Source organism: Salinicola sp. DM10 (assembly GCF_017306975.2).
Lineage (GTDB): Bacteria > Pseudomonadota > Gammaproteobacteria > Pseudomonadales > Halomonadaceae > Salinicola.
The window spans coordinates 240,151-249,447 of record NZ_JAFLEN020000005.1 but is presented as its reverse complement, the minus strand read 5'-3'; the positions used below and the strand labels follow the sequence as shown (position 1 = coordinate 249,447).

The following is a 9,297-nucleotide window of genomic DNA, read 5'->3' as shown; positions in this document are numbered from 1 at the left end:
ATGTGAGAGTAGGTCATCGTCAGGCACCTATACCGAACCCCAGTCTCGACAGAGACTGGGGTTCACTCGTTTCTGGGCCCGACATTCTTTCCAGGCTTTCCCTCCCGGCTTATCGAGCCTTGCGCGTCACTAATGCCACCGCACTCGACTTATCCCTCCCCCTTGGTGTTTTTGAGCGGCGACCGCCTGTGGATAGTTGCCGTTTTACGGGCTTGGTTCTCGCATCGATGCGCTCGATAGTCGCCTTCAGCGTATTCGATTAGCCCGCTAACAGTGGCGCCCCCATACTGTCATCAACGGTTGAGGCCAAGACCCAACCCCCGAATCGATAGACCCGACAGTCACTGGAGGTTCACCATGAAAACCCGTCTTCTTACCGCCATCGCCCTGATCGTCGCTCTGCCGGCCGTGGCTCAGGCCAACAGCGCCGCTGAGAAAGCTGCCTTCGCCTCGCTGCAACAGCCGCTGAACACCCAGGTGGTCAGCGACTATCAGGCGCTGCCGACCCGCTACAGCGTCGACACGGTCAGCGGTGGCCACAGCACCGCGGCCAATCAGGCTCTGGTGCAGGTCGCCGAGCAGACCCAGCGCGGTACCCACCTGCGTGCCGGTGACGCCGACCTGGTCGGCCAGGGTCAGAGCGTCGCTGCCGCCCAGGCGCTGCAGAACGTCAACGCTGGCCACCAAGGCGACGTCGAGGTGAGCTTCGCCAGCCTCGACTGAGAACCGCTGAGCCCCGGCACGAGTCGCGCTCGTGCCTTGCTCGAAGGACATCTCGCAAACAAGGCGCCACGGACAGAAGACGCCTCTCTCAAGAGGCGCTTCTCGCAAAATACCCACAGACGCGAGCGCCATGCCCTACACCTCCACTTCCCCGGCCCGCCCCCGCGCCGGGGCTTTTTGTGTGTGGGTGTAGAGAGCGCCAGGCCTGTCGCTGAACTAGTCTGTCGAGACGGGAAGGCTTGAGTGCCGAGCCTGCGATCATAAGGGGAGGCGGCGGTATGCTGGAGCGATTACCCGACGATTTTACTGCTGTGGTGACCGGGGCCAGTGGTGGGATTGGTCAGGCCGTCGTGCGCTGTCTCTTGGAGACATCGCGGGTGGGGCGCATCGTGGCAGTGTCTCGTCAGGCGCTAGCCTTCGGCGATGACCGGGTCGAGACATTGGAAGCCGATCTCACTCAGGAAGCGGGCCTGGCGCGTCTGGGCGAGCGACTCGCCGGGGCGCCGCTGCATCTGCTGTTCAATACGCTGGGCATGCTGCACGACTCAGCGCGCGACATTGCCCCCGAGAAGCGTCTCGAGGAGCTCGATGCCGATACCCTGGCGACGCTGTTCCATGTCAATGCGATCACCCCGGCGCTGCTGCTCAAGGCGGTACTGGGGTCACTGAAGGGGCAGCATCCGACGCTGGTGGCGAGTCTGTCGGCACGGGTCGGTTCGATCGAGGACAACGGCTTCGGCGGCTGGTATGGCTATCGGGCGAGCAAGGCGGCACACAACATGCTACTGCGGACGGCGGCCATCGAGCTGGCGCGCTACAACAAGCGGGCGATCGTGCTCTGCCTGCATCCGGGCACGACGGATACCGCGCTCTCCCAACCGTTCCAGCGGCGCGTGCCCGAGGGCAAGCTGTTCAGCCCCGAGTACGTCGCCGAGCGCCTGCTGACGGTGATCAGTGAGCGCCGCCCCGAGGAGAGCGGCACCTTTTGGGATTGGGCGGGTAAGCCTGTGCCGTGGTGAAAGCGTTTCCCTAGATCAGCGCTTCGAGCGCGCCGATCAGCCCTCGCATCTCTTCATCGGTGCCGATGGAGATGCGCAGGAAATCGCTGAGGCCATCGCGATTGAAGTGACGTACTAGAATTCCGCGCTCGCGTAGTCCGGTGAACAGCGTCTCGCCATTGAAGCGCGGGTGCCGGGTGAACAGGAAGTTGGTCTGCGACGGCAGCACCTCGAAGCCGAGTTCGACCAGCGAGCGACGTGTCTCTTCGCGGGTGCCCATCACCTGCTGGCAGCAACGCTTGAAGTGTTCGCGGTCGTTGAGCGCCGCGATCGCTACCGCACTGGCGAGCATATCGACCGGATAGGAGTTGAATGAGTTCTTCACCCGCTCCAGCCCCTCGATCAGTTCGCGTGAGCCGATCGCATAGCCCAGCCGCAGCCCCGCCAGGCTGCGTGACTTGGAGAGCGTGCCGGTGACCAGCAGGTTGGGGTGATCCGCGACCAGCGGCACCGCGCTCTCGCCGCCGAAGTCGACGTAGGCTTCATCGACCAGCACCACGCTGTCCTGAATGCGCGATAGCAGCCGGGCGATCTCGGCACGCGGATGGCCATGCCCCGTGGGGGCGTTGGGGTTGGCGAAGACCACGCCGCCGTTGTCGCCGTCGAAGGCGTCGAGGGCGATCTCCCAGCGGTCATCCAGCGCCACGGTGCGATAGGCGATGTCGTAGAGCTTGCAGTAGACCGGATAGAAGCTGTAGCTGATAGCCGGCATCAGCAGCGGCTGGGGCTGGCAGAAGAAAGCCTGGAAGGCGAACGCGAGCACTTCGTCCGAACCGTTGCCGACGAACACCTGCTCCGGCGCCACACCATGGATTTCGGCCAGCGCTTCGCGCAGTGCGCGGGAGTCGGGGTCGGGATAGCGGCGCAGCTGCTCGGTGTCGATATCGCGCAGCACCTGGGCCACCGCAGGCGACGGCGGATAGGGGTTCTCGTTGGTATTGAGCTTGACCAGTTTCTCCCGCGGCTGCTCGCCGGGTACGTAGGGGGTCAGGGCGCGGACGGCAGGACTCCAGAGTTGGCTCATGATCTCTCGCGATGGGTCTGGGCGGTGTCGGGAAGTGGTTGGCGATAGGGGGGTGGAGCGGTTCCGGGGCGCCCGGCATTGGCGCACTCGGCGCTGCGGCGCCTGTCATAGTGACCGCTGTCGCAGGACGGCGCAAGTCTGGGGCAGCAGCGTCACGAGGGGTTGATTAGTCCTCTAATGACCTCATCTCCTCAGAGAACTCGCATCGAGTGATAAGGATCAACATGCCCTACGAAAAACTGCTCTCTCCGCTCCAGATCGGAGATATCGAACTCGCCAATCGGGTGCTGATGGCACCGCTGACACGCGCCCGCACCCCGGACAGCATTCCCGGCCGCCTGCAGGCGGAGTACTACGCCCAGCGCGCCGGCGCCGGTTTGATCATCAGCGAAGCGACCAATATCTCGCCCACTGCGCGTGGCTATGTCTACACCCCGGGCATCTGGACCGACGCCCAGGAAGCGGGCTGGCGCCAGGTGGTCGATGCCGTGCACAGCGCAGGCGGCAAGATGGCCCTGCAGCTGTGGCACGTGGGGCGCGTCTCCCACGAGATGGTGCAGCCGGAAGGCCAGCAGCCGGTGGCGCCGAGCGCACTGCGTGCCGAGGGCGCCAACTGCTTCGTCGAGTTCGCCGACGGCAGCTCCGGCCAGCATCCGACCAGTACCCCCCGGGCCTTGGAGACAGGCGAGATCCCTGGGCTGATCGAGGATTATCGCCAGGCCGCCAAGCGCGCCAAACGTGCCGGTTTCGACATGGTCGAAGTGCATGCCGCCAATGCCTATCTGCTGCAGCAGTTCCTCGCCACCGGCAGCAATCAGCGCAGCGACCGCTACGGCGGCAATGTGGTCAACCGCGCACGACTGCTGCTCGAAGTGGTCGACGCGGTGAGCGCAGAGCTGGGCGCCGGGCGTGTCGGCGTGCGGCTGTCGCCGTTCATCGAGATCTTCGGGCTCTCCGACGACGAGCCGGAGGCGATGATGCGTTACCTCGCCGACGAGCTGGGCCGGCGTCGCATTGCCTATCTGCATATCAACGAGCCGGACTGGACCGGCGAAGGCCCTCAGTTGAGTGACGCTTTCCGCCGCGACCTGCGCGAGCGCTTCAGCGGCACCCTGATCTACTGCGGCCACTACACCGCCGAGCGTGCCGAGGCGCTGATCGACGCTGGTCTGGGTGATGCCGCGGCCTATGGGCGGCCCTATATCGCCAACCCGGATCTGGTCGAGCGCTTCCAGCGCGATGCCGCGCTCAACGAGCCCGACCCGAATACCTTCTATGGGGGCGGTGCCGAGGGCTATACCGATTATTCCACGCTCGACTGACGCGGGGCCGTGTGGTGCCGATGGGATGCCACACGGCGCGCTTGCCGCTATTCTTAGGCGATACGCCGATAGCGGCGACGCGGTGGCCGCTACGCTTTAGTGATCGCCGTCTAGCCGCTATGGTGTAGCGACGACGTTAGAGCAACCACGCTGTAGTGACGCGGCCGCCCCTGCGGTCCGCTTGGCCCAGAAGTGTAAGGAGAACCCAAATGCAGATCAGGACGTTGCTGGCCAGCGCCGCCACGGTAGCCTTGCTGGCAGGTTGCGCCAGCGGTGGCTCGCAGACCCAGTCTGGCACGGCCGACACCGGCGCTTCCGCCACCACCACGACCTACGAAGGCACGCTGCCCTGCCGTAGCTGCGACGGTATCGACCTGACCGTCAACCTCAGCGGCAGTGAGTCGTCGCCGGCGCCGGAGCGCACCTTCACGCTCGAGGCCGACTACATCAACCATCCGCAGAACCCGGGCCCGGAGCAGTATCAGGGTCAGTGGGACGTGATGACCGGGACCGCCACCGATCCCAAGGCCACGGTCTACGAGCTGACGCCGAATGGTGAGGGGCAGATCTACTACTTCCAGAAGATCGATCCCAACACTCTCGAGCTGATCGACCCGCAGCGCCGTCAGTTCGAAAACGGCCAGATGCTGCGCCTGACCAAGCAGTGAGCGCCCCGCGCCGATCGCCAAGGCGGCCTGCGGGCCGCCTTTTTTGTGTCCGCTCGCTCCCTCAGTGACTGACACCGCGCCTGTGACTGTTTAGAGCAAAGCGGGCCAGAGCAGAGCGCCTCGGCTCTGCGATCCCGGACCGCTGTGGCACCATGGGTGCGACGATTTTCATCCCGATGACGGAGATTCCCGCGCGTGGCCAAAGCGAAGAGTGCCTTTGTCTGTACCGAGTGCGGTGCGGAGTACAGCAAGTGGCAGGGGCAGTGCAGCAACTGCCGCGAATGGAACACCTTGAGCGAGATCCGGCTGACCAGCGCGCGCCCCGGCGCCGCGGCGGCTTCGGGTAGCGCCGGGCGCGGCGGCTATGCCGGCGCGTTGACCAAGGAGGTGGTCGATCTCTCCGGCGTCGATCTCACCGAGGTGCCACGTTTCAGCTCCACCTTCGAAGAGTTCGACCGCGTGCTCGGCGGCGGCCTGGTGCCCGGCTCGGCGGTGCTGCTCGGGGGCCATCCCGGCGCCGGCAAGTCGACGCTGCTGCTGCAGACCGCCTGCCGCCTGGCTCAGAGCAAGCGGGTGCTCTATGTGACCGGCGAAGAGTCGCTGTCGCAGGTAGCGATGCGCGCCCACCGGCTGCAGCTGCCCACCCAGGGGCTCAAGATGCTCGCCGAGACCAGCGTCGAGACGCTGCTCGCCGTGGTCGAGCGTGAACGCCCCGAAGTGCTGATCATCGACTCCATCCAGACCATGCACCTGGAAGACATCGGCTCGGCGCCGGGCGGGGTGGCGCAGGTGCGTGAATCCGCGGCGGCGCTGACACGCTTTGCCAAACAGAGCAACACCGTGCTGCTGCTGGTGGGCCACGTGACCAAGGATGGCACCCTGGCCGGGCCCAAGGTGCTCGAGCATATGATCGATGCCTCGCTGCTGCTCGAGGGCGGAAGCGACTCGCGCTTTCGCACCCTGCGCGGGCAGAAGAACCGCTTCGGCGCGGTCAACGAGCTGGGCGTGTTCGCGATGGTCGAGCTGGGCCTCAAGGAGGTCAAGAATCCCAGCGCGATCTTTCTCTCGCGCAGTGAAGAGCAGGCTTCCGGCAGCCTGGTGATGGTGGTGTGGGAGGGCACTCGGCCGATCCTGGTCGAGGTGCAGGCGCTGCTCGACGAGTCGGCGCTGGGTAACCCGCGCCGAGTGGCGGTGGGGCTCGACCATAACCGTCTGGCGATGCTGCTCGCCGTGCTGCACAAGCACGGCGGTCTGTTCACCGGCGATCAGGATGTCTTTCTCAACGTCGTCGGCGGGGTCAAGGTGCTGGAGACCAGCGCCGATCTGGCGGTGCTGCTGGCGGTGGTCTCCAGCCTGCAGAACCGACCGCTGCCGCGCGAGCTGGTGGTGTTCGGCGAGGTCGGGCTCTCCGGTGAGATTCGCCCGGTGCCGAGCGGCCAGGAGCGCATCGTCGAGGCCGCCAAGCACGGTTTCACCCGCGCCATCGTGCCGCGTGGCAATGCCCCGCGGCAGGCGCCTGCCGGCATGCAGGTGGTGGCAGTGGACAAGCTCTCGGAGGCGCTGGAAGCGCTCTGATCCCGCGCCGGCGGCGCTGCCCACGGGCGCGGCGAGGGCATCGTTCACCGCCGCCGTCGGTTACACTGCACCTTGAACAACCATCGGGACCGCGTGAGGAGTGCGACCATGAGTGCCATCCGTCTGACCCAGTACAGCCACGGCGCCGGCTGCGGCTGCAAGATCGCGCCCGACGTGCTCGATCGGATTCTCGCCAAGGCGGGGCCGGGGGCCAGCAGTGACAAACTGATCGTGGGCAACCAGGGGCGCGAAGACGCGGCGGTCTACGACCTCGGCGATGGGCGCGGGTTGATCTCCACCACCGATTTCTTCATGCCGATCGTCGACGATCCCTTCGATTTCGGGCGTATCGCCGCGACCAATGCCATCAGCGATGTCTTCGCCATGGGCGGCTCGCCGATCATGGCGCTGGGCATTCTCGGCTGGCCGCTGGACAAGCTGCCCGGCGAGGTGGCCGGTGATGTCGTGGCCGGCGCCCAGGCGGTCTGTCGCGAGCTGGGTATGGCGCTGGCCGGCGGTCACTCGATCGATGCCCCTGAGCCGATCTTCGGGCTGGCGGTCAACGGCCTGGTCGACCTCGCCCATCTCAAGCTCAACAGTGGTGCCAAGCCCGGTGATCTGCTCTATCTGACCAAGCCGCTGGGAGTGGGCATGCTGACCACGGCGGAAAAGCAGGGCCTGTTACAGCCGGGGCACCAGGGGCTGGCGCGGGAGACGATGCTCGCCGCCAACGCCATCGGCACGGCGCTGGCCCGCGTCGAGGGTGTGCACGCCATGACCGACGTCACCGGCTTCGGCCTGGCCGGGCATCTGAGTGAAGTGTGTGCGGCGAGCAGGGTCGAGGCGCGTATCGACTTCGCCAAGCTGCCGCGTCTGGCCGAGGCCGAGGCGTATCGGCGCCAGGGCGCGGTACCCGGCGGTACGCGACGCAACCGCGAAGCGATCGGCACGGCCCTGGGCGAGATGGACGAGGCGCACTGGCAGTGGCTATGTGACCCGCAGACCTCGGGTGGCCTGCTGCTGGCGGTCGATCCCGCCTGGGCCGACGACGTCGAGCGCATCGGGCGTGAGCATCGGCTGGCGCTGGAGGCTTTCGGCGAGTGCGTCAGTCCCGCTGGTGGTGCTCGGCTGATCGAGGTGCGGGGGTGAGCGGCAGCGAATTCGTCGAGGCCGATCTAGCGCTGCTCGAGCGGCCGCTGATCGATGTCCGCGCCCCCATCGAGTTCGCCGCCGGCGCGCTGCCCGGGGCTCTCAACCTGCCGCTGATGGATGACGACGAGCGCCGCGAGGTCGGCATTCGCTACAAGCTCTCGGGGCAGGAAGCCGCGGTGGCGCTGGGCAACGAACTGGTGACCGGCGATCTGCGCGAGCGGCGGCTGGCCGCCTGGGAGGCGGCGCTCGACGCGGCGCCCGAGAGCATCATCTACTGCTTCCGGGGCGGCATGCGCTCCAAGATCAGCCAGCAGTGGCTGCACCAGCGGGGGCGCCCGGTACCGCGGATTCGCGGCGGCTGGAAGGCGATGCGTAACGCCCTGCTCGGCCTGCTGGAGCAGCAGAGCAGCGGCCCGCTGCTGCTGGTGGCCGGGCTCACCGGATGCGCCAAGACCGCGCTGGTGGGGTCGCTCGACAGTGGGATCGACCTCGAAGGATTGGCGCGCCACAAGGGATCGGCTTTTGGCCAGCATCCGCGGGTCGGCCCCTCGCAGATCGATTTCGAACATGGCCTGGCGCTCGACCTGTGGCGCCGGCCGCAGGCGCGGGTGGTGGAGGACGAATCCCAGCGGATCGGGCGGCTGGCGATTCCAGCGACCTTCTGGCAGACGATGAAAGACGCCCCCTGTGTGCGCGTGGAGATGCCCCTCGACTGGCGCCTGGAGCAGATTCGCAAGGACTATATCGAAGACTTGAGCGCGCTCTACCACCGCGACTACGGACCGCTGCTGGGCGAGGCGCTGTTTCGCAAGCAGCTCTCCGGCGCGCTCAAGCGACTCGGCAAGCGGCTCGGCAGCGAGCGCCTGGGGCGCCTGCTCGAGGCCCAGCAGCGTGCCTTCGGGGCCGCCGGTGAGCCCCAGGCCCACGACGCCTGGCTGGCCCCGCTGCTGCAGGAGTATTACGACCCCATGTATCGCCAGCAGCTCGAAAGCCAGCAGCGCCACACCCTGTTCGTCGGCAGTTGGGACGAGTGTCTGCAAGCGGCCCGCGCCTGGAGCGCGGAACACCGGGGCTGAGGCGCGGCGCCGGGGCTAGTCGAGCCATTGGCTCATGAGGCGATCCAACAGCGCCGCCTGACGGTCGAAGCGTCTGGGGTCGGCGAGTAGATCGCCGCAGTCTGCCGTCGTTCCTTCCTGGGCGCAGAGCGCCTGGGCGTCGTTGGCGGTCAGCTCCAGGTGGCACTGCATGGCGATCACGCGGCCGCGGTCCCAGACGAAGCCCTGTACCGGCCCGGCGGCGGTGCGGCCCAGCGGCAGGGCATCGTCGGGCAGGCCGAAGATGTCGCCATGCCACAGCAGTGTCTCGAAGGTCTCGGGAAGGTCCAGCGGGCTGGCCGGGTCCAGGGTCAGTGTGCGCCAGCCGCGCTCGGGCTCGACCGCCGGTGAGACGATGGAGCCCAGCGCCTCGGCGATCAGGGCGGCGCCAAAGCCGATACCCAGTACTGGCTTGCCGCTCTTCAGCGCGCGATCCAGCAGCTTGCGCTCGCGCTTGAGCAGCTGAGGATCGAGCGGGCCGAGCGCATCCAGCAGGATCAGGCCGTCGAAATGGTCCCAGGGCGGCGGCAGTTCGCCTTCGTCGAGCCGGCAGCGGTTGTGGCTGTGGCCCATGCCCTGAAGCCAGTCGGCCAGGCGGCCGGGGGCGAAAAGCGAGCTGTGCTGGAGAAAGTAGATATGCATGATAAGGTCATGATGCGGGCGCGAGGCGCCCTTCACAAG

At 66.8% G+C, this 9,297-nt stretch carries 9 protein-coding genes; 7 read left to right on the top strand and 2 right to left on the bottom strand.

Going from position 1 to position 9,297, the window contains the following annotated elements; all coding sequences use genetic code 11:
* Positions 1-357 precede the first annotated feature (357 nt).
* Together J0A90_RS16570 and J0A90_RS16565 are read left to right on the top strand one after the other, a co-directional pair.
* Positions 358-723 carry a hypothetical protein gene (locus J0A90_RS16570; protein WP_207034554.1) on the top strand — a complete coding sequence of 122 codons (366 nt, stop codon included), beginning with the start codon at positions 358-360 and terminating at the stop codon, positions 721-723.
* A 278-nt stretch (positions 724-1,001) separates the two neighbouring features.
* Positions 1,002-1,742: an SDR family NAD(P)-dependent oxidoreductase gene (locus J0A90_RS16565; protein WP_207034552.1), complete on the top strand. Its 741-nt coding sequence runs from the start codon at positions 1,002-1,004 to the stop codon at positions 1,740-1,742.
* 10 nt (positions 1,743-1,752) lie between these two features.
* Here J0A90_RS16565 and hisC read toward each other — a convergent pair whose 3' ends face one another.
* Positions 1,753-2,805 carry a histidinol-phosphate transaminase gene (gene hisC, locus J0A90_RS16560; protein ID WP_207034550.1) on the bottom strand — a complete coding sequence of 351 codons (1,053 nt, stop codon included), beginning with the start codon at positions 2,803-2,805 and terminating at the stop codon, positions 1,753-1,755.
* Positions 2,806-3,029: 224 nt separating this feature from the next.
* Between hisC and J0A90_RS16555 the strand changes: the two genes are divergently transcribed.
* From J0A90_RS16555 to mnmH, 5 genes are all read left to right on the top strand, one after another.
* The gene (locus J0A90_RS16555) at positions 3,030-4,127 is read left to right on the top strand and encodes an alkene reductase (protein ID WP_207034548.1); all 1,098 of its coding nucleotides are present in this window, start codon (positions 3,030-3,032) and stop codon (positions 4,125-4,127) included.
* A 209-nt stretch (positions 4,128-4,336) separates the two neighbouring features.
* Entirely contained in the window at positions 4,337-4,795 is a 459-nt protein-coding gene (locus J0A90_RS16550; protein ID WP_106418759.1) for a copper resistance protein NlpE N-terminal domain-containing protein, read from the top strand.
* Between the two features lie 195 nt (positions 4,796-4,990).
* Entirely contained in the window at positions 4,991-6,370 is a 1,380-nt protein-coding gene (radA, locus tag J0A90_RS16545) for a DNA repair protein RadA (protein WP_207034546.1), read from the top strand.
* Between the two features lie 108 nt (positions 6,371-6,478).
* On the top strand, positions 6,479-7,519 hold the full coding sequence (selD, locus tag J0A90_RS16540) for a selenide, water dikinase SelD (RefSeq protein ID WP_207034544.1): 1,041 nt from the start codon (positions 6,479-6,481) through the stop codon (positions 7,517-7,519).
* Positions 7,516-8,598 (top strand): tRNA 2-selenouridine(34) synthase MnmH, encoded by a 1,083-nt coding sequence (mnmH, locus tag J0A90_RS16535; RefSeq protein ID WP_207034542.1) that lies wholly within the window; start codon positions 7,516-7,518, stop codon positions 8,596-8,598. The genes selD and mnmH overlap by 4 nt, the downstream gene beginning before the upstream one ends.
* 15 nt (positions 8,599-8,613) lie before the next feature.
* Here mnmH and J0A90_RS16530 read toward each other — a convergent pair whose 3' ends face one another.
* A complete protein-coding gene (locus tag J0A90_RS16530) occupies positions 8,614-9,258 on the bottom strand; it encodes a type 1 glutamine amidotransferase (protein WP_207034540.1) in 645 nt (214 codons plus the stop codon).
* Positions 9,259-9,297 lie beyond the last annotated feature (39 nt).

Bases quoted from the DNA above. Each gene is read 5' to 3' on its own strand.
- J0A90_RS16570 (WP_207034554.1), top strand. From the start codon at position 358: ATGAAAACCCGTCTTCTTACCGCCATCGCCCTGATCGTCGCTCTGCCG.
- J0A90_RS16530 (WP_207034540.1), bottom strand. From the start codon at position 9,258: ATGCATATCTACTTTCTCCAGCACAGCTCGCTTTTCGCCCCCGGCCGC.
- hisC (WP_207034550.1), bottom strand. From the start codon at position 2,805: ATGAGCCAACTCTGGAGTCCTGCCGTCCGCGCCCTGACCCCCTACGTA.
- J0A90_RS16550 (WP_106418759.1), top strand. From the start codon at position 4,337: ATGCAGATCAGGACGTTGCTGGCCAGCGCCGCCACGGTAGCCTTGCTG.
- selD (WP_207034544.1), top strand. From the start codon at position 6,479: ATGAGTGCCATCCGTCTGACCCAGTACAGCCACGGCGCCGGCTGCGGC.
- J0A90_RS16565 (WP_207034552.1), top strand. From the start codon at position 1,002: ATGCTGGAGCGATTACCCGACGATTTTACTGCTGTGGTGACCGGGGCC.
- J0A90_RS16555 (WP_207034548.1), top strand. From the start codon at position 3,030: ATGCCCTACGAAAAACTGCTCTCTCCGCTCCAGATCGGAGATATCGAA.